20 protein-coding genes, 2 pseudogenes and 1 riboswitch are annotated in these 18,832 nt (G+C 34.8%); of the genes and pseudogenes, 19 read left to right on the forward strand and 3 right to left on the reverse strand.

Annotation, left to right across the window (positions count from 1 at the left end):
* Window positions 1-6: 6 nt before the first annotated feature.
* A complete protein-coding gene (locus JFT95_RS04905) occupies window positions 7-1,215 on the reverse strand; it encodes an ATP-binding protein (protein ID WP_002140936.1) in 1,209 nt (402 codons plus the stop codon).
* Between the two features lie 208 nt (window positions 1,216-1,423).
* Window positions 1,424-1,467: riboswitch (PreQ1 riboswitch) on the forward strand.
* A 93-nt stretch (window positions 1,468-1,560) separates the two neighbouring features.
* Between JFT95_RS04905 and queC the strand changes: the two genes are divergently transcribed.
* The 4 genes from queC to queF are packed head-to-tail and all read left to right on the forward strand — an operon-like array spanning window position 1,561 to window position 3,939.
* Window positions 1,561-2,223, forward strand: coding sequence for a 7-cyano-7-deazaguanine synthase QueC (gene queC, locus JFT95_RS04910; RefSeq protein ID WP_002086813.1), 663 nt, complete (start codon window positions 1,561-1,563; stop codon window positions 2,221-2,223).
* Window positions 2,223-2,714 (forward strand): 6-carboxytetrahydropterin synthase QueD, encoded by a 492-nt coding sequence (gene queD / locus JFT95_RS04915; protein ID WP_002011526.1) that lies wholly within the window; start codon window positions 2,223-2,225, stop codon window positions 2,712-2,714. The genes queC and queD overlap by 1 nt, the downstream gene beginning before the upstream one ends.
* Window positions 2,707-3,423 (forward strand): 7-carboxy-7-deazaguanine synthase QueE, encoded by a 717-nt coding sequence (gene queE, locus JFT95_RS04920; protein WP_088039008.1) that lies wholly within the window; start codon window positions 2,707-2,709, stop codon window positions 3,421-3,423. The genes queD and queE overlap by 8 nt, the downstream gene beginning before the upstream one ends.
* Window positions 3,424-3,441: 18 nt before the next feature.
* A complete protein-coding gene (gene queF, locus JFT95_RS04925; RefSeq protein WP_002140938.1) occupies window positions 3,442-3,939 on the forward strand; it encodes a preQ(1) synthase in 498 nt (165 codons plus the stop codon).
* Between the two features lie 50 nt (window positions 3,940-3,989).
* Here queF and JFT95_RS04930 read toward each other — a convergent pair whose 3' ends face one another.
* Window positions 3,990-4,175: a YkvS family protein gene (locus JFT95_RS04930; RefSeq protein ID WP_002064385.1), complete on the reverse strand. Its 186-nt coding sequence runs from the start codon at window positions 4,173-4,175 to the stop codon at window positions 3,990-3,992.
* A gap of 252 nt (window positions 4,176-4,427) precedes the next feature.
* Here JFT95_RS04930 and JFT95_RS04935 point away from each other — a divergent pair, with 252 nt between their 5' ends.
* The 4 genes from JFT95_RS04935 (at window position 4,428) to JFT95_RS04950 (ending at window position 6,543) form a co-directional block, all read left to right on the forward strand.
* Window positions 4,428-4,586 carry a hypothetical protein gene (locus JFT95_RS04935; RefSeq protein WP_002086806.1) on the forward strand — a complete coding sequence of 53 codons (159 nt, stop codon included), beginning with the start codon at window positions 4,428-4,430 and terminating at the stop codon, window positions 4,584-4,586.
* A gap of 80 nt (window positions 4,587-4,666) precedes the next feature.
* A complete protein-coding gene (locus JFT95_RS04940) occupies window positions 4,667-5,269 on the forward strand; it encodes a histidine phosphatase family protein (RefSeq protein WP_201051625.1) in 603 nt (200 codons plus the stop codon).
* 87 nt (window positions 5,270-5,356) lie between these two features.
* Window positions 5,357-5,653 (forward strand): transposase, encoded by a 297-nt coding sequence (locus JFT95_RS04945; RefSeq protein ID WP_002135468.1) that lies wholly within the window; start codon window positions 5,357-5,359, stop codon window positions 5,651-5,653.
* An 8-nt stretch (window positions 5,654-5,661) separates the two neighbouring features.
* Window positions 5,662-6,543, forward strand: a complete 882-nt coding sequence (locus tag JFT95_RS04950) for an IS3 family transposase (protein ID WP_002140633.1) — start codon at window positions 5,662-5,664, stop codon at window positions 6,541-6,543.
* Window positions 6,544-6,633: 90 nt separating this feature from the next.
* Here JFT95_RS04950 and JFT95_RS04955 read toward each other — a convergent pair whose 3' ends face one another.
* Window positions 6,634-7,212 carry a GNAT family N-acetyltransferase gene (locus JFT95_RS04955; RefSeq protein ID WP_002030560.1) on the reverse strand — a complete coding sequence of 193 codons (579 nt, stop codon included), beginning with the start codon at window positions 7,210-7,212 and terminating at the stop codon, window positions 6,634-6,636.
* Window positions 7,213-7,473: 261 nt separating this feature from the next.
* On the opposite strand from JFT95_RS04955, the gene JFT95_RS04960 reads away from it, so the two are divergent.
* The 11 genes and pseudogenes from JFT95_RS04960 (at window position 7,474) to JFT95_RS05010 (ending at window position 18,481) form a co-directional block, all read left to right on the forward strand.
* The gene (locus JFT95_RS04960) at window positions 7,474-7,668 is read left to right on the forward strand and encodes a hypothetical protein (RefSeq protein WP_002030563.1); all 195 of its coding nucleotides are present in this window, start codon (window positions 7,474-7,476) and stop codon (window positions 7,666-7,668) included.
* Window positions 7,669-7,693: 25 nt separating this feature from the next.
* Window positions 7,694-8,011: a hypothetical protein gene (locus JFT95_RS04965; protein WP_002030565.1), complete on the forward strand. Its 318-nt coding sequence runs from the start codon at window positions 7,694-7,696 to the stop codon at window positions 8,009-8,011.
* A gap of 477 nt (window positions 8,012-8,488) precedes the next feature.
* Window positions 8,489-8,848: a class Ib ribonucleoside-diphosphate reductase assembly flavoprotein NrdI gene (gene nrdI, locus JFT95_RS04970; protein WP_000959445.1), complete on the forward strand. Its 360-nt coding sequence runs from the start codon at window positions 8,489-8,491 to the stop codon at window positions 8,846-8,848.
* Window positions 8,835-9,533, forward strand: a pseudogene (locus tag JFT95_RS04975) (ribonucleotide reductase N-terminal alpha domain-containing protein); the annotation flags it as partial. The gene nrdI and the pseudogene JFT95_RS04975, both read left to right, overlap by 14 nt.
* A gap of 401 nt (window positions 9,534-9,934) precedes the next feature.
* Window positions 9,935-11,320: pseudogene (locus JFT95_RS04980) on the forward strand (ribonucleoside-diphosphate reductase subunit alpha); the annotation flags it as partial.
* Window positions 11,321-11,414: 94 nt separating this feature from the next.
* Entirely contained in the window at window positions 11,415-12,383 is a 969-nt protein-coding gene (nrdF, locus tag JFT95_RS04985) for a class 1b ribonucleoside-diphosphate reductase subunit beta (RefSeq protein WP_201051626.1), read from the forward strand.
* Between the two features lie 422 nt (window positions 12,384-12,805).
* A complete protein-coding gene (locus tag JFT95_RS04990) occupies window positions 12,806-14,155 on the forward strand; it encodes an APC family permease (RefSeq protein WP_002140942.1) in 1,350 nt (449 codons plus the stop codon).
* A 186-nt stretch (window positions 14,156-14,341) separates the two neighbouring features.
* Window positions 14,342-15,622 (forward strand): Glu/Leu/Phe/Val family dehydrogenase, encoded by a 1,281-nt coding sequence (locus JFT95_RS04995; RefSeq protein WP_201051627.1) that lies wholly within the window; start codon window positions 14,342-14,344, stop codon window positions 15,620-15,622.
* An 18-nt stretch (window positions 15,623-15,640) separates the two neighbouring features.
* A complete protein-coding gene (locus JFT95_RS05000) occupies window positions 15,641-15,931 on the forward strand; it encodes an SAV0927 family protein (RefSeq protein ID WP_000762559.1) in 291 nt (96 codons plus the stop codon).
* Between the two features lie 27 nt (window positions 15,932-15,958).
* Window positions 15,959-16,207: a biotin/lipoyl attachment domain-containing protein gene (locus JFT95_RS05005; RefSeq protein ID WP_002011502.1), complete on the forward strand. Its 249-nt coding sequence runs from the start codon at window positions 15,959-15,961 to the stop codon at window positions 16,205-16,207.
* Between the two features lie 144 nt (window positions 16,208-16,351).
* Window positions 16,352-18,481 carry a sigma 54-interacting transcriptional regulator gene (locus JFT95_RS05010; protein WP_201051628.1) on the forward strand — a complete coding sequence of 710 codons (2,130 nt, stop codon included), beginning with the start codon at window positions 16,352-16,354 and terminating at the stop codon, window positions 18,479-18,481.
* The last annotated feature ends 351 nt before the right edge of the window (window positions 18,482-18,832 follow it).

An 18,832-nucleotide genomic window follows, 5' to 3' on the forward strand; every position in this document is an offset into this window, starting at 1 on the left:
AGTTCATCACGTTTTTTGTATGAGTGGGAAAGTTAATAAGAAAGTTGTACCTGTACCTTTTTCGCTCATAATATCAATCTTTCCATCCATTGCTTGAATGACGCTGAAGACGACCATCATTCCGAGTCCGGTACCTTTTTCTTTCGTTGAGTAGAAAGGTGATCCAAGGCGTTTTATTTGTTCTTGATCCATACCAACTCCTGTATCTTTTATATATAATTGTATATGTTTATGGTCTGGAACTAATGTAAGAATAAGGTCGCCACCTGTAGGCATAGCCTCAATACAATTTTTAAAAATATTTAATAAACATTGGTTCAGTTTTTGCTTTTCGCCAGCGATAAAGAAAGATGTACTTTGTTTTATATAATTTATACGAACATTTGCTAAATTGGCGAGAGGTGTGATCAAAGACAACGCATGAAGTAATTCTTCCTCTACTTGTAATTTTTGTTCTTTTTCAATACTTGGTTTTGCAAAAGTTAAGTAGTCTGTAAGAACGTGATTTGCTTGTTCGATACCATTAATGGCTATGTCGATATATAATTTTCGTTCTTTCTCAGAACATGCATCTGACTGTAAAAGTTGTAAAAAACCTTTCGTTGCAGTTAAAGGATTACGAATTTCATGAGAGATAGAAGCTGCCATTTCGCCGATTAAATGAAATTTCTCAGCGTTCATAAGTTCATTTTGGAGACGAACTTGCATTTGTAATATGTGTAGTAAATATAAAATAAGGATCGTACCAATCATCGTACATAGTTCGTACACAATGATATGTGGTATATAATCTGCCTCATTTGTAACACTTGCAAGGAAAAATGGTATCCAACCAAATCCATAAGTAAGACTGTAAAAAATAGCAAGTGTTATTTTTATATGATTAGAACTTCGATTAAAAAATTTGTATGTTAATAGTAGAACAATAAATAGGAGAATAGAAGCGATAAAGGATGGAAACGCACCTATTCCTCCCAATAAAAAGCGATAAATGTTTAATACAGCTAAAATAGAACCACCAGCAATAGGCCCTCCCGTTAACGTGCCGACAATTAATACGATATGTCGCATGTCGAACTGAAAACCATTATTTGTTTTTGCTGCGAAAGTGATACATAGTATGGTAGCGAGGCAACACAATACAATAAATATGGCTGAATTTAATTTAGGAGATCGTTTCCCTTTCTGATTCCAAAATAAATGATATACGAGCATTGTAACGAGAATAGATAATATATTTAAAAAGAGGTAAATAATAAAGAGTTCCAGTGGGATGCCTCCTCTCTTTTAACATTAAATTAATCATACTATAAAATGAAATAAATGAAATGCGAAATAGCGGAAAAAATCAGAAATTTTTTCTGGTAGTATACAATATGTTACAATAATCTTTGTCAATGAAAGAAGAAATTCCGTGCACTGCATGGGAGAGGTTCGCGAACTCCCTCTATAAAAAACTATGGAAACAACAATATCATTAGGTATTGTTTTGTTTTTTTATTGTGACAGTTCAAGAACGTTCTTTCTTCTTATTCGTAGTAGAGAAGGAGAATGAGTGAAATGAAAAAAGAAAAAGCAGTTGTTGTTTTTAGTGGTGGACAAGATAGTACAACATGTTTATTTTGGGCGATACAGCAGTTTGAAGAAGTGGAAGCTGTAACATTTAACTACAATCAACGTCATAAATTAGAAATTGATTGTGCAGCGGAAATTGCGAAAGAGCTAGGAATTAAACATACGATACTAGATATGAGCCTATTAAATCAACTTGCTCCAAATGCGTTAACGAGAACGGATATGGAGATTACACATGAAGAAGGTGAATTGCCATCAACATTTGTAGATGGACGAAATTTACTATTTTTATCATTTGCGGCTGTATTAGCAAAACAAGTTGGAGCACGTCATATTGTAACGGGTGTATGTGAAACTGATTTCAGTGGTTATCCAGATTGTCGTGACGTGTTTGTGAAATCATTAAACGTTACATTAAATTTATCTATGGATTATCCGTTTGTTATTCATACACCACTTATGTGGATTGATAAAGCAGAGACATGGAAATTATCTGATGAACTTGGAGCATTTGAGTTTGTTAGAGAAAAAACATTAACATGTTATAACGGAATCATTGGTGATGGTTGCGGTGAATGTCCAGCATGTCAACTTCGTAAAGCGGGATTAGATACGTATCTACAAGAACGCGAAGGAGCGAGCAACTAATGGATAACTTTTTTGGATTTCGCATCGTAGAAAATTTGCAAAAAATGGACAAGGATATTCAGCGTGAACAACTCAAATATCATAATAAAAGAGTAATGGTCAGCAAGGAATTTACATTTGACGCGGCGCACCATTTACACTGCTATGAAGGGAAATGTAAAAATTTACATGGACACACATATAAAGTCGTATTTGGAATTAGCGGATATGTAAATGAAATAGGCCTTGCAATTGACTTTGGAGATATAAAAGAGATTTGGAAAAATGAAATAGAAATTTATTTAGATCATCGTTATTTAAACGAAACATTGCCAGAAATGAATACGACTGCTGAAAATATGGTCGTTTGGATTTATGAAAAGATGGCAGAAGCCTTAACGAAAGATAATCGTGCGAACGAATATAAGGGAGCTCGTGTTGAATTTGTTCGTCTTTTTGAGACGCCGACTAGTTATGCGGAAGTAAGACGGGAGTGGATGCTCGATGAGTAAAATCCCCGTCTTAGAAATATTTGGTCCAACCATTCAAGGAGAAGGGATGGTTGTAGGACAAAAGACAATGTTTATCCGTACAGCGGGCTGTGATTATAGCTGTGATTGGTGTGATTCTGCTTTTACATGGGATGGATCGGCCAAAGATCAAATTAAACAAATGACACCGGAAGACATTTGGAATGAGCTTGTAGAAATTGGTGGAGAAAATTTTTCTCATGTTACGATTTCGGGTGGAAATCCTGTTTTGCTGAAAAATATGCAATTTCTTCTTTCTATATTAAAGGAGAATGGAATGCGAACAGCGGTAGAAACGCAAGGGAGTAAATGGCAAGATTGGTTGCTTCAAATTGATGAGGTAACGATTTCTCCAAAACCACCAAGTTCAACTATGAAAACAGATTTTCAGATGTTAGATTCTGTTATTCATAAACTAGCAGGGAAAGATTTTAGTTTAAAAGTAGTAGTATTCGATGATCAAGATTTTGAATATGCAGTTAAGATGCACGAGCGTTATCCGAATGTACCATTTTTCTTACAAGTAGGGAATGATGATACGAAAACAGTGGATGATGCGGTGCTTATAAAAAAACTATTAGAAAAATATGAGTGGCTTATTGAAAAAGCTGTGAATTGTAAAGAAATGAATGATGCGAAAGTACTGCCTCAGCTTCATGCGTTAGTATGGGGAAATAAACGAGGGGTATAATGAGAAGGGATGTTTAAAATGGCAGGAAGATTAGATGAAGATTTAAAAGATGTAACATTATTAGGAAATCAAAATACAAAATATGTATTTGAATATAGCCCGGAAATTTTAGAGGTATTTGATAATAACCATCCAAACCGTGATTACTTTGTAAAATTCAATTGTCCTGAATTTACAAGTTTATGTCCGAAAACAGGACAACCAGATTTTGCAACAATTTATATTAGCTACATTCCAGAACAAAGAATGGTAGAGAGTAAATCTTTAAAGCTATATTTATTTAGCTTCCGAAATCATGGTGACTTCCACGAAGATTGCATGAACGTTATTATGAATGATTTAATTAAATTAATGGATCCACGCTATATTGAGGTATGGGGGAAATTTACACCACGTGGTGGTATTTCAATCGATCCTTACTGTAACTACGGCCGCCCAGGAACTAAGTATGAGAAAATGGCAGACTACCGCATGATGAATCACGATTTATATCCAGAAAAGATCGATAATCGTTAATATAGAAAGAAAGGATCTGTATGATATACAGATCCTTTCTTTCTATTATATTATGCATGTTGATTAATGACAGTATAGTTTTTATGGCTTACAACTGTAAGAGGTTCCATATCTAGTTCTCTAAAATTCTCCATAATTGTTATATCAACAATAACGGAGTTTTGATTTACCTTTTGAACACGGCCTTGCATTCCACCTTTAAATTCAATGATATCTCCAGTTTCTGCGATCTGCATAAGCAACTCTCCTTGTTCCAGTTTTCCCAAAAAAGAATAATTTGGGCTTTTTTATTTCTTCTTATTTTGAACTATATTTACTACTTTGTAAATGTTTCCAAAGTAAAAATTCGAAAAATATTCACTTTTTGTAAGGAAATATGTAAAAAATATTGTTTAGGAGAGGAATGATGAAAATGCATACATCTTTATACGGGAGTATAATAAAAGATACAATGACCTACTAAAGTGGGGGAAATTAGGGGCTGGAAAATGATGTTTGAAATTGTGGGGAGCTTTATAGCGATTTTATTATTTTTATTTTCATATATACAGTTGAAGAAAGTGCGTCATCATGAAACAACTACATATTTTGATGGACTGGATGGTGTGCACACTTCGATAACACATGATAGTGGTGGGGATATATAACTTTCTTTTTATGCATGGTATGATGGCAATAAAAAAAGTACGTAATATAGTTCGTAAGTGATGAATGGGGAGTGGAAAGAATGCGAATTTCTTTTATTCGTCATGGTCGTTTGGACAGTACTATAGAGCCAATGACAATTATTTCATTTCGTGAATGGATGAAGCAATATGATTTAGGGACTACAGTAAAAGAAACTCCTATACCAATTGAAACAATTGAGGCGATTGAATCAGCGAAACTGGTTGTAACGAGTGATCAAAGGCGCGCTGTACAGTCAGCGGCTGAGTTATTGGATTCCCTATCTTTTGTGCAAAATCATCTTTTTAGGGAAGCTGAAGTTCCAACGAGTTTTTATGCTCCAAAATGGTTGAAATGTAAACCGAATGTATGGATGTTTATTGGACGTACACGATGGATAGTTGGTTATAGCAAAGAGGTTGAGTCTTATAAGGAAGTACGAGAAAGAGCAAGGCAAGCCACTAATATGTTGCACCGCTATGCGCTCGTACATGGACATATTGCCCTTGTAGGTCATAGTTATTTTAATGCGATGATTGGGACTGAACTGAGGGCAATGGGGTGGTCTGGTTCGCCTATTTTCCATAGGAAGCCATGGGGATGTACAACGTATACATTTCATGAGGCGATGGATGGAAATGTATTAAATACAAAATTAATTTAAAAGAGGCTGTCCCTTTGATATGATCCCCTTATAGTAGACAGGAAAAAGAAAGCACATTAACCTGTTTACTATGGAGGGGATTTTTTCATGGGAAAAATTAGAGTCACTTACGATGTAGAATTTAAGAAACAAGCTATAGATTTATACTTAAAAGAAGGCATGAGCTATAAAACCATTGCGAAAGAATTAGGTATTCATCACTCGGTTGTAAGTCGTTGGGTGAAACACTTTGAAGCTGAAGGAATCAAAGGACTAGAAGAAAAACGCGGTAAAGCGAAAGGACCAGGTTTAGGTAGACCAAGGGTTAGACCCGAAGATCCTGAAGCTAAGATCAGACGATTAGAAGCGGAAAATGAAATGTTAAAAAAGCTCTTAGGGATGTAAAAGGAGGAATGAAAGTCGTATCCAAAATAAAAAAATTCGAAGTCATCCATGAAATGACAAAAACAGGTTATACAGTGACCATTCTATGCGATATTGCTGGTGTAACCAGAAGTGGATACTACAAATGGCTAAAACGGCATACGACGCCTTCTAAAAAACAATCAGAGGATATCGAAATTAAGAAAAAGATATTGGAGTGTCATAAAAAATTAAGAGGAATTTATGGATATAGAAGAATACAAGTGTGGCTGAAAGCCACATATAACCTTCATTTGAACCATAAGCACATCCAAAGATTGATGAGTGAACTAGGTATCAAAGCCGTAATTAGGAAAAAACGACCTTATTACGGAAAAAAAGAAGCTTATGTGATTTCAGAGAACCATCTAAATAGGGAGTTTCAGGCTTCAAAACCGAATGAGAAATGGGTAACCGATATTACCTATTTGATTTTCAATGGACAGCGCTTGTACTTATCCGCTATTAAGGATTTATACAATAATGAAATTGTTGCCTATGAAACCAGTCGTAGAAACGACTTAAAGCTTGTGTTAGATACGCTTAAAAAGGCAAAGAAAAAACGAAATGTGAAGGGAATCCTCTTACATAGTGATCAAGGATCCCAGTATACATCTCGTCAATATAATCAATTACTTAAAAAATATCAGATGAAGGCAAGTATGTCTCGAAGAGGCAACTGTTGGGATAATGCTTGTATGGAAAACTTCTTCAGTCACTTTAAGGCAGAGTGTTTTCATTTATACTCCTTCCGTAAAGCGAATGAGGTCAAACTTGCCGTGCGTAAATATATGCACTTTTATAATCATCAAAGATTTCAAAAGAAATTAAATAACCTGAGTCCATATAAATATAGAACTCAGGTTGCTTAGTTGCGCTTTTTAAATACTGTCTACTTGACAGGGGTCACTGCACTTTGGCAGCCTCTTTCTCTGCATAACAAGTAAAAAAGAATTGTCCTTTTAAGATATAGAAACCAATGACCGTAATGGTTTTATTAGATGGGCATACGGTTCACCGACGAGCATAACGGTTTTATCTTCTTTGAAACCAAGTTTTTCATATAGTGAAAAAGCGCGTTTGTTTTCTAAATTAACAAGTAAGGCGATTTTTTCATGCCCTTTTTCAGTTGCATGAAGTTCAGCTGCATCGATTAATTTAGAGCCAATACCACGTCCACTGTACATACTTGAAACTGACAACGTGTCAATATAATACTCATCAAGTTCAGCTTCTTTTTCTAACGTAATGGATTCGTCTTCATGTAGTTCTCTTAAGTAGTGTAGGATTGGTGCATCAAGTTGTTCAGCGTCACTACCGTGATAAACGACAATAACCCCAACTACCTTTCCACCTTGTTCAGCCACTAAACAGTTTTCATAGCTCAATCGATTATTTTCTTTTACGAACCATGTTTCAAGTCCTAGTATTACTTTTGCTTCAACTGTGCTACCTGTGATTTTTTCAGCAATTTCGTGCAGAGCGTTATACAATAAAGGTGCTACTTCTACCGCATCTGTCTTTTTTGCTTTCCGAATCATAGTATCCCTCCTAGTTCTAAATGTATATTGTAGCATAAAATAAAATATCAAACAGTGATTTGGAACTTTGTTATACAGGGCATCAAAAAGTTTGATATAGAGAAGTAGCTATGTTAGTATATGATATTTAGTGCGAATATAATAAAGTGATATAGATATAAAAATAATGAAAGTGAATTACATAATAGTAACGGGATAATTTTACCGTTGTGGACCTATAGAAGATGCGATAGAATAAAATATTGCAGAGAGGTGAAATACATGGATAAACAATTAGCAAATACAATTTTGGATCAGCTGAAAAATGATGAAATAAAGGAGTATGTTGCGAAGAAAGATGTATTTTATACGTTCAGAGAAGTTGTTGTGAATCGAGAAGATTTTAAACATATTATCGGGAACGCACAGCGCGGTGGACAGGTAATTTATACATATTCAGAAACACCACGTTCATAAATAGAAGATAAAGGAGAGGAGAATTATGGGGGATTTTAAACAAGGCATATTGCCACATTGGGATTATATGTGGAAAGATAGAGCTGGGAATAGGTTTATGGGAATGGTTATGTATCCAGAGAAACGAAAATGTTCAGCAAAAATGCTTCAGAAAATAAAAAGGGCGTATGAACAAGCAGTAGAAATTAAAGTAACGGTACAAGTTCAACATACATATCAGTACGTAGAAGGAATGATCGTATACTTTGATGAAGAAGCTCCTATATGTACAATGCTCGATAAAGATGAGAATCCACATCATATATTTGTAAGAGATATTTTGCGTATTGAGCACCCTGAATAATTTTTTTCATAAATAAATTGAAGTTCCATAATAATAATCTTTTTCTATAATAGTTATCTTTTAGTATGTAACGAGGAACGAAAGAATATGTATAATATTTAATAAAGTAAAATTGATAAATGTAATCGTTTGTTAGAACAGATTATCGTTTAATATCTGTTCTTTTTTGCGTGATGCTGGAGAAATATATTACTCCAGCATTTACTGTTTTATGACAAAAAATATTGGTAACTTTTTTAAAAATAAGGTTAAATTCGTTGACAACTTTTTTGAAAAGCACTTTATTGACATGAGTTTTAGAATGTTGTTTCATAGTCTTTGTATTGAAAAAAATCGACGGTCATGTCGAAAAGTAAAATTTAAAAAAAGAAAGAATTTATACATATATCTTGTGTCTTATTTTGAAACGTAATACAATATATAGAGAAATCAAGAAACGACATACAGAGAATATAGATTGGAGAGGGAGGGTCGGAAATGTTAGTTGCATATGATTCTATGACAGGAAACGTGAAGCGTTTCATTCACAAATTAAATATGCCGGCCGTTCAAATTGATGAAGCTCTAGTATTAGATGAAGACTTTATTCTTATTACGTATACAACAGGTTTTGGAAATGTACCGGAACGTGTTTTAGACTTTTTAGAACGCAATAATGAAAAATTAAAAGGCGTATCTGCAAGTGGCAATCGTAATTGGGGAGACATGTTTGGTGCAAGTGCTGACAAAATCTCTACTAAATATGAAGTGCCTATTGTATCAAAATTTGAGTTATCTGGAACAAATAATGATGTAGAATATTTTAAAGAAAGGGTGCGGGAGATTGCGACACATTGAACTGAATAATGAAATCACGCAAATGCAGGACGGTTTTTATCAGCTTCATAAAGATAAAGAGGCATTAGAAGTCTTTATGGAAGAAGCTAGAGAGAATACCGTTCATTTTAATAGCGTGGCAGAGCGAATGGAGTATATGAAAGAACATGATTACTATTACAACGTTCTGGACGAGTATAGCTTGGAGGAAGTAGAAGGAGTTTATAACATCGCTTATGGTGAAAACTTCGAGTTCCAATCTTATATGGCAGCATCTAAGTTCTATAAAGATTATGCGTTAAAAACGAATGATCAAAAACAATACTTAGAAAGCTATGAAGATCGTGTAGCAATTGTGTCATTATACTTAGGACGCGGTGATGTTGCGAAGGCAAAACACTTCGCAAGCATGATTGTAAAACAAAACTACCAACCAGCGACACCAACCTTTTTAAATGCGGGACGAAGCAGAAGAGGAGAAATGGTGTCTTGTTTCTTGTTAGAGATGGATGATAGCTTAAATTCAATCGGCTTTAACATTAATACTGCAATGCAATTATCGAAAATCGGTGGTGGAGTAGCTTTAAACTTATCTAAGCTACGTGCACGTGGTGAGCAAATTAAAGGTATTGATAACGCCGCAAGTGGTGTAGTACCTGTTATGAAATTACTTGAAGATTCGTTTTCGTATGCGAATCAGTTGGGTTAACTTTATGGCTCAACTATAAAACCAGGTCAATTGCTGGAACGCCTGAGTATATCAAGGTAGGATACTACGAAGAAATTACGTAGCGAACCCTGAAAATCCAAGATTGCAGGAAATCAGCAGCCGAGCTCCTAAATTTATTAGATAAGGAGAAGGTTCAACGACCAAGTGGCTATGTAGGTGACTAAGTAGCTCGAACCTGGCTTCTCAAAACAACCAAATTCAAAGGGTGTATACATTTATTATAGTTTATGCCATATTCATGTGCATCAAACATATGATAAATGGTTAAATGAAGAATTTGGCGAGAAGAAGATATGGTCTGAACTCTATAGCGATATAGAGAGGATAGCAGAAATGACTATCCCCCATACGTTTTGACGATATGGAGTAACAATATGCAACGAAAAGGTGCAGGTGCAGTATACTTAAACATTTTCCATTGGGATATTATTGAATTCCTTGATACCAAAAAAATAAATGCCGATGAGAAGAGCCGTATTCAGTCTCTATCAATCGGAATTATCGTTCCAAGTAAGTTCTTTGAGCTTGCTGAGAAAAACGAACCTTTCCATGTTTTCGCGCCTTATACAGTATTTAAAGAGTACGGAAAACATTTAGATGATATAGATATCGACGAAATGTACGATGAATTAATGAGCAATCCGAAAGTGAAGAAGAAGCCACTAGATATTAGTGCGCGTGATATGCTTATTAAAATTGCTATGATTCAGCTTGAGTCTGGTTACCCATACTTAATGTTTAAATCAAATGCAAATAACCAGCATCCACTGAAGGATATTGGAACTGTGAAGATGTCGAACTTATGTACAGAAATCTTCCAGCTACAAGAAACTTCTGAAATAAATGATTACGGTACAGAAGACATTATCCGCCGTGATATTAACTGTAACTTAGGATCGTTAAATATCGTAAACGTAATGGAAAATAAAGAAATTCGTGAAGCAGTTCATGCGGGAATGGAAGCTTTAACAGCTGTTTCTGATATGACGATCATTCCGAATGCCCCAACTGTGAAAAAAGCAAATGATGAGCTTCATTCAGTTGGACTTGGAGCAATGAACTTACATGGATATTTAGCAAAAAATAAAATCGCTTATGAAAGTGCTGAAGCGAAAGAATTCGCTCGTACATTCTTTATGATGTTAAATTACTACTCGATTGAGAAAAGTATGGAGATCGCTAAAGAAAAAGGCGAAACATTTAAAGACTTCGATAAGTCTGATTATGCAAACGGCACATACTTTGAAAAGTATGAAACGACAGATTACAGCCCAGTAACTGAAAAAATTCAGCAATTATTTGAAGGAATTCATATTCCAACAAAAGAAGATTGGACAAGTTTAAAAGAGCAGGTACAGAAGAATGGTTTATACAACTCATATCGTCTTGCAATCGCTCCGACACAATCGATCAGTTACGTTCAAAATGCAACTTCAAGCGTAATGCCAATCGTAAGTCAAATTGAATCAAGAACGTATGCGAATGCGACAACATATTATCCAATGCCGTATTTATCAAAAGATACGTTCTGGTACTATAAATCTTCTTATGATATGAATCAGTTTAAATTAATTGATTTAATCGCAGAAGTTCAAGAACATATTGACCAAGGAATTAGTACAATTCTTTATGTTAATAGTGATATTTCAACACGTGAGTTAGCACGTTACTACATTTATGCACATAAAAAAGGCTTGAAGAGTCTTTATTATACGAGAACACGTAAATTAAGCGTGGAAGAGTGCGTGGCTTGTACCGTTTAATATAAAAAGTGAGACATTATGAGCAGGGTTTTTCTGAACCCTGCTCATGCTTAGTTATCAATTTTTTATGTTTATTTAGAGAAGGGGCGATTTAATGCGTGCGGTAAACTGGAACAAAAAAGAAGATGATTTTAGTTTAATGTTTTGGAAGCAAAACATCGCTCAGTTTTGGACAGAAGAAGAAATCGCAGTGTCTTCTGACAAAAATACTTGGGCACAATTATCAAAAGAAGAGCAAATTGCTTATAAGCGTGTATTAGGTGGTTTAACACTTTTAGATACGAAACAAGGTGGCGAAGGGATGCCACTTGTACTTGTTCATCTTGAAAATTTACAAGCGAAAAGTGTATTAGCTTTCATGGGCGCTATGGAAGAAGTACATGCGAAGAGTTACAGCCATATTTTCACAACGTTAGCTACTGAAGAAGAAATTGATGATATTTTTGAATGGGTAGATAACCATCCATTACTTGAGAAAAAAGCTGGTATTGTTACTAGTTACTATCGTCGCTTATTAAAGCCTGAAGTAACGAAAAAAGAGTTATACATGGCAATGGTAGCAAGTGTGTTCTTAGAAAGTTACTTATTCTATAGTGGATTCTTCTATCCACTTTACTTAGCGGGTCAAGGTAAATTGACGGCAAGTGGTGAGATTATTAACTTAATAATTCGTGACGAGTCAATTCACGGCGTATTCGTTGGTATTTTAGCACAACAAATCTTCACAGAACTTTCTGCAGAAAAGCAACAAGAAGTACAAACGGAAACGCAAGAGTTATTAATGGAACTGTATGAAATTGAATTGGCATATACAGAAGAAATTTACACTTCTATCGGTCTTGTAGAGGATGTAAATCGTTTCGTTCGTTACAATGCGAATAAAGGACTTATGAACTTAGGACTTGAGCCGAAGTTTGAGGAAGAAGAAATTAACCCAATCGTTTTAAATGGTTTACGTACAGATACGAAAAACCATGACTTCTTCTCTGTAAAAGGAAATGGTTACGTAAAAGCAACGAATGTTGAAAAGTTAGCAGACGATGACTTCGTATTCAATTTTTAATATAGTGTTATAGAAAAAGCTGTCTTTATAGAAAAGACAGCTTTTTTGCTATGAATAGTTTACATAATGTTATTATTTCATGGAGATATTTTAATCTTGTAAAAGCCCAATTTTTGAGGAAGTGGGAATGAAAAAACAAGGATTAAAGTTGTATTTTTCATATTTAGTCGTATGAGAGATTGAATAACTTATGTCAAAATGAATAAAAAATGAGAAGAAATGAGGACCAACTCCACCTATACGTTCTTTCTAGTATTGAATTTTCAAATGCTAGAAATTTTGGCTTGAAAATTGCATGAATATTTAAAAAGTAACAAAAAGGGAGGTAATACTCGGTGTGATATATAGTTATTTGAAAACGCTTCCTTTTGATTGTCGATTTTTAAATGGAAATTAGATAGAGAACGTAGGAGGAATGATAGGTGGGGAAAGTAGTTGGTTTAAAACGTTCATTAGGGCTTTGGTCAATTGTTATGCTAGGGGTCGGGTATATGACACCGATGGTTGGGTTTGATACATTTGGAATCGTTTCTGAAAAAACGGGTGGTCATGTTCCAGGAGCTTATCTTATTGCATTAGCGGGGATGTTGTTTACCGCTGCAAGCTACGGCAAAATGGTAAAGGCTTTTCCTACCGCAGGATCTGCTTATACGTATACACAGAAGACAATTAGTGCAAGGCTTGGGTTTCTTGTTGGATGGTCCGCGTTATTGGATTATTTGTTTCTACCAATGGTGAACGCACTATTAACGAGAATTTATATGTCAGCATTTTTCCCAAGTGTTCCTAGTTGGGTATGGGTCATTGGCTTTGTTCTCCTGGTTACATTAATAAATATGATTAGCGTAAATGTTACTGCTAATTTCAATACGTTCTTAGTAATATTTCAAGTGTTAGTAATGGCCGTATTTGTTTTTCTAGTTATAAAAGGCTTATTAGCGGGAGAGGGAACAGGAGAAGTTTTTTCCATTCAGCCGTTTTTTCAATCAGATATACAAATATCACCGTTAGTTGCAGGTGCAACAATTCTTTGTTTCTCATTTTTAGGTTTTGATGCAGTAACTACATTTTCAGAAGAGACACCAAACGCCAAAAAAACAATTCCTCGAGCTATTTTTCTTACTGCTTTAATCGGCGGAGTTTTATTCATTACTACAACGTATTTTACACAATCTATGTTTCCAGATACATCTGTATTTAAAAATCAAGAATCAGCATCCCCAGAAATTGCGCTATATGTTGGCGGGAAATTATTTCAAGCTTTCTTTTTAGTAGGAACCCTTATGGGGACACTTGCGTCCGGTTTAGCTTCTCATACAAGTGTATCCAGGTTATTATACGTAATGGGGCGAGATAATGTAATTCCGAAGAAAATATTCGGATACATCCATCCTCGCTGGAGAACCCCAGTATATAATATTATTTTTGTAGGAATTATTTCGCTCTTCGCTATATTCATTGATTTAGAAACAGCAGCATCTCTTATTAACTTTGGAGCGCTTATTGCATTTACATTTGTTAATTTGTCTGTAATTTCTTACTATATAATCAAGCAAAAAAGATATAAGACGATAAAAGATTTCTTAAATTACTTAGTTATGCCTATTTTGGGTGCTGCTACTGTAGCCGTACTATGGTTTAATCTCAATATCCATTCACTTATTTTGGGACTTTGCTGGGCTGCTATTGGAATTGGGTACCTTCTATATGTTACAAATATGTTCCGTTCAGCTCCTCCGCAAATGCATTTTGAAGAAGCACAGGAAATATAAAAAGAAAAAGGCATCGGATAAGTTCCGATGTCTTTTTCTTTTTATATTTGATAATCATGCAGCATTGCATAAGTCACTCAAAGATTCATAAGTAAAGGGGATGACACGATATGATTAACGTAGTATTTTCACTTGGCACGATTATTGCTTTGTACAATTAGTAAAAGTATAAAGAGGGGTGTTATCGTGCCGATTCAATCAGAAAAACATACAAATACAGTTGAAGTTGAAAATCCTTTAGAGGAATTTCAAGCTATATTAAAAGAGGCGCTTCATTTTTTAAGTTATCCAGAAGAAGTATTCGAATTTCTGAAAAAACCAATGCGTTTTTTAGAAGTAAGCATTCCTGTTCGAATGGATGATGGAACAACAAAGGTATTTCAAGGGTATCGCGCTCAGCATAACGACGCAGCAGGGCCAACAAAAGGTGGTATTAGATTTCATCCAGATGTTACGGCAGAAGAAGTAAAAGCACTTGCTGGCTGGATGAGCTTGAAATGTGGAGTGACAGGACTGCCATATGGAGGCGCAAAGGGCGGGATTATTTGTAATCCACAGGAGTTGAGTTTTAGAGAACTAGAGTTACTGAGTCGTGGGTATGTAAGAGCAGTAAGTCAAATTGTGGGGCCGACGAAAGATATTCCAGCACCTGATATGTATACAAATGCGCAAATTATGGCTTGGATGCTAGATGAATATGACCATATCAGGGAGTTTGACTCTCCAGGATTTATAACCGGGAAGCCATTAATGCTAGGAGGATCACAAGGGCGGGAAACAGCAACGTCTAAAGGTGTATTGTATACACTTCAGTTAGTAAGTGAGTTAAAACAAATTCCGCTACAAAATATGGGAGTTATTATTCAAGGGTTTGGGAATGTTGGAGGTTATTTGGCAAAATATTTATATGATATTGGTGTGAAAATAGTCGGGGTATCAGATGCTATAGGAGGAATTTATAATCCAGACGGTCTAGATGTTCCTTATTTAATAGAAAACAGAGATTCTTTCGGTGTAGTATCGAATCTCTTTAGTAAAACAATTTCTAATCAGGAGTTGTTAGAAAAAGAATGTGATGTACTCATTCCGGCGGCAATTGGAGGAGTCATTACAAAACATAATGCAGGAAAGCTTGGATGTAAGATTATCATTGAGGCTGCAAATGGACCAACAACAAAAGAGGCGATAACCATGTTAGAAGAAAAGGGAATTTTGGTTGTTCCAGATATTTTAGCAAACTCTGGTGGCGTGATTGTTTCATATTTTGAATGGTGTCAAAATAACCAAGGATATTACTGGACGGAGCAATATGTTGATCAATGTTTAAAGGAGAAAATTACATCTAGTTTTTCTAACGTACTTGATACTTCTAAACGCTATGGAGTAAATATGAAAATTGCTGCCTATATGGAAGGGGTTCGCAAGATTGTAGAAGCATCGCGCCTAAGAGGTTGGTTGCATTTTTAACCTAAAGGGAGGGCTAAAATGAAACTGGATATTTTATTAGAAGAAGTGGAGAGACAACAAATCGGTTATTACTGTATTGTGTCGAATAGTCATCGTTACGATATAGCTGTTACGTATTCGCAACAGTTTCTTGGAAAAGCAATGGTTACCTCAATTCAAAATGGGAGAATGGTTTTATTAAGCCAAGAAGATATTGGAGAGGAACAATATTGGGCAACAAGGCTAGGCATTGAGGTAGAGGACATAGAAGAGTTTCAAAGCTTTTTCTATATGATTCTTCAGTCACAAAGGTTAGAAGAACAATATTAATAGAATAAAAGAAAGGGATGATTGATTATGTATTATGATATTATTACGAGTCCGTGTTATGGAATAATTGAAAAAGTGTCTATCGATAAGGATTCTCGAATTTATGAATGGGAGCCATTATTCGCTATTAAAGATATGAATGGTAAACTGGAAGTAATTAAGATGGGATGTAGTGGAGAAGTTCAATCTTTAGAAGTAGAAGCGGGAGATAAAGTAATTCCAGGTATGGTATTAGCTTATATTCAAGAAGATCTTTTCGTTAGTGGTAGTGATTAATGATAGAACTATGAGGAAGATGGAGGCACTCATCTTCCTTTTTTTATTAAATAAAGAAAGAAATGTTTTATTTTCAGATTAATTAAAAAAATCTGTTTTTAATGATACAATACAAATTAAATAGTTCAAAGGAGGAATAGCAGAATGTTTTCCATCGCTCATACAAAAATTAGACCCATAGTTTCTCTACCTATCGATCAATCTGAAAAGGAATGGAATATAGATGTTAAAAATATAAAAGAATCGTTTCTATTTTTAAAAAGTGGAGAGAAATTATTTGCATACGTTCATGTGAAGGATCTGCTATCAAATAGTAAGGAATTAACTTCTAAGCTATTACTTTCAAATGCTGTTTCACTAGATACAATATGTCATCTTAGTAAAGATATTTCTTTAACAGCTCTTTTTCAAATTATTGGAGCGCCGATTGCCATAGTAAAAAATGAAGTGGATGAGCTAACAGGATATATAAGAAGAGAGGATGTTTTTGCAGAACTATTTAAACAAGAAAATCAGAGTGTTGATATATTAAAAATTATTTTAACGTCTATTCCAATGGGGATTTTTGTAGTAGATCGTGAAAAGAAAATTGTAAATTGCAATGAGTCTGGTTTGAAGATGATTAAATCGACTCCTGAAAAAGTTATGAATGTACAAGCAAAACTGATTTTTAACGAAGAGCACATTAATAACGTATTTACAACGGGAAAAACGATCTTGAATCAATTACAAATCACAAATGAGATGGGTGTATTAGTTGACTATAGTCCAATTCCAAACTTTGATCAAAGTATTGAAGGAATGGTTATTATTGTGCAAGATTTGCCGATGGTCGAGGACATGGCGATGGAAATTGAATATATAAAGGATTTAAATAAAGATTTACATGCAATTTTGTCTAGCATTTATGATGAAATATTAGTTGTTAATCATAAAGGGGAATTAATTCGTTATAGTGAAACTGTTATCAATGATTTTTGGGGGAGTAATTTGAAGGACTTATTAGGAAAAAATCTTTTAGATCTAGAAAAGAAAGGATTATTTAGTCCATCGGTTACGCGATTAGTGTTGGAAAAACAAAAAAAGGTATCAGTTGTACAAGAAACAAAAAGTGGAAGAAAAATATTAGCAGTTGGAAACCCTGTATTTAATGAAAACGGAGAGCTTCATCGTATTATTATTGCCTCCAGGGATATTACCGAAGCAACGAGATTGAAGACGGAATTACATGAAATAAAGAAGATATCAGAGCAATATAAGAAGGAGTTAGATGACTTTAAAAATAAAGATCGTTTTCTTAAGAAGCTTATTTACTGTAGTCCGAAAATGGAGCAAATTATTAACCAAGCTAAAAAAATAGCAGATTTTTCTTCCAATGTTCTTATTTCTGGAGAATCTGGCGTCGGAAAAGAAGTAATTGCTCAGGCAATTCATCAACTTGGAAACCGATCTTCAAAGCCATTTTTAAAATTAAATTGTGGTGCAATTCCAGAAACTTTGCTAGAAAGTGAACTATTTGGTTATACGAAAGGTGCTTTTACAGGAGCCGATAAAAATGGAAAAGAAGGATATTTTAAGCGAGCTGATCAAGGTATTTTATTTTTAGATGAAATTGGAGAAATGCCTTTACATTTGCAAGTAAAATTGCTTAGAGTCCTGCAGGAACAAGAAGTAATTCCTATTGGAAGTACAACACCTATGAAAATAAATGTACAAATTATTGCTGCTACAAATAAGAGCCTTGAAAAGATGGTCGAATCTGGAACATTCCGTGAAGATTTATTTTATCGCCTCAATGTAATTCCACTGCGAGTTCCTTCTTTACGAGAGCGAATGGAAGATGTTCCGGTACTTGCCTTTCATTTCTTACAACAGTTAAATGAAAAATATAATAAAAATTATCATTTAACTCCAGATGCGCTTAGCTTACTAGAGTTTTACTCATGGCCAGGAAATGTACGTGAATTACAAAATATGATTGAACGTTTAGTAGTATCAGCAGACGATCCAGTAATTGAAGCGGAGTTTGTTAGTAAGTTTTTAACAACTGGTTATGACTTTAAAAAATCAAAACCAGTTATTACAAGAGTATTACCATTACAAGAAGCACTACATTCTGTAGAAGAACAATTGATTTTACTTGCAATGAAGCAGTACAAAACAACGACTAAGGCTGCAAAAGCTCTTGGAATCAGCCAATCTTCAGTGAGTCGTAAATATCAAAAGATTGTTAGTGAAAAAGAGATAGCGGCTGATATCATCTCATATTCCTAAAAAAGGAGAAGGTCACATAGACTTCTCCTTTTTGTGTGTGCTCAGCATGTACATATTCTCTGGGATTCAAGTCCCGAGTGGTGAAGGCGGTAGCGGAAATGATTAAAGTTTCGCTTTATGCAAAATGGAATAGTGTATGCGGAAATGCATAAAATGTTTGTTGTTGTTAAGAAAATAGTCAGTTTATCCCGCTATTTGTGGGCAGTAAAACTCCCACCTCAAAATTCAGGTGGAGCAAAGAAGTTAGGTGGAAGCCCTGCTGTCCGTAAACACCCGATTGGCGAGGGCTAATTAAAGTTTCACTTTATGTATGATTCTTTTGAATTTTAAATATTGGCATGGAAATTGCTT

It is taken from the genome of Bacillus sp. TH17, from assembly GCF_016651125.1.
Classification (GTDB): Bacteria; Bacillota; Bacilli; order Bacillales; family Bacillaceae_G; genus Bacillus_A; species Bacillus_A mycoides.

Bases quoted from the DNA above. Each gene is read 5' to 3' on its own strand.
- JFT95_RS04905 (WP_002140936.1), bottom strand. From the start codon at position 1,215: ATGCTCGTATATCATTTATTTTGGAATCAGAAAGGGAAACGATCTCCT.
- queC (WP_002086813.1), top strand. From the start codon at position 1,561: ATGAAAAAAGAAAAAGCAGTTGTTGTTTTTAGTGGTGGACAAGATAGT.
- queD (WP_002011526.1), top strand. From the start codon at position 2,223: ATGGATAACTTTTTTGGATTTCGCATCGTAGAAAATTTGCAAAAAATG.
- queE (WP_088039008.1), top strand. From the start codon at position 2,707: ATGAGTAAAATCCCCGTCTTAGAAATATTTGGTCCAACCATTCAAGGA.
- queF (WP_002140938.1), top strand. From the start codon at position 3,442: ATGGCAGGAAGATTAGATGAAGATTTAAAAGATGTAACATTATTAGGA.
- JFT95_RS04930 (WP_002064385.1), bottom strand. From the start codon at position 4,175: ATGCAGATCGCAGAAACTGGAGATATCATTGAATTTAAAGGTGGAATG.
- JFT95_RS04935 (WP_002086806.1), top strand. From the start codon at position 4,428: ATGATGTTTGAAATTGTGGGGAGCTTTATAGCGATTTTATTATTTTTA.
- JFT95_RS04940 (WP_201051625.1), top strand. From the start codon at position 4,667: ATGCGAATTTCTTTTATTCGTCATGGTCGTTTGGACAGTACTATAGAG.
- JFT95_RS04945 (WP_002135468.1), top strand. From the start codon at position 5,357: ATGGGAAAAATTAGAGTCACTTACGATGTAGAATTTAAGAAACAAGCT.
- JFT95_RS04950 (WP_002140633.1), top strand. From the start codon at position 5,662: ATGAAAGTCGTATCCAAAATAAAAAAATTCGAAGTCATCCATGAAATG.
- JFT95_RS04955 (WP_002030560.1), bottom strand. From the start codon at position 7,212: ATGATTCGGAAAGCAAAAAAGACAGATGCGGTAGAAGTAGCACCTTTA.
- JFT95_RS04960 (WP_002030563.1), top strand. From the start codon at position 7,474: ATGGATAAACAATTAGCAAATACAATTTTGGATCAGCTGAAAAATGAT.
- JFT95_RS04965 (WP_002030565.1), top strand. From the start codon at position 7,694: ATGGGGGATTTTAAACAAGGCATATTGCCACATTGGGATTATATGTGG.
- nrdI (WP_000959445.1), top strand. From the start codon at position 8,489: ATGTTAGTTGCATATGATTCTATGACAGGAAACGTGAAGCGTTTCATT.
- nrdF (WP_201051626.1), top strand. From the start codon at position 11,415: ATGCGTGCGGTAAACTGGAACAAAAAAGAAGATGATTTTAGTTTAATG.
- JFT95_RS05000 (WP_000762559.1), top strand. From the start codon at position 15,641: ATGAAACTGGATATTTTATTAGAAGAAGTGGAGAGACAACAAATCGGT.
- JFT95_RS05005 (WP_002011502.1), top strand. From the start codon at position 15,959: ATGTATTATGATATTATTACGAGTCCGTGTTATGGAATAATTGAAAAA.
- JFT95_RS05010 (WP_201051628.1), top strand. From the start codon at position 16,352: ATGTTTTCCATCGCTCATACAAAAATTAGACCCATAGTTTCTCTACCT.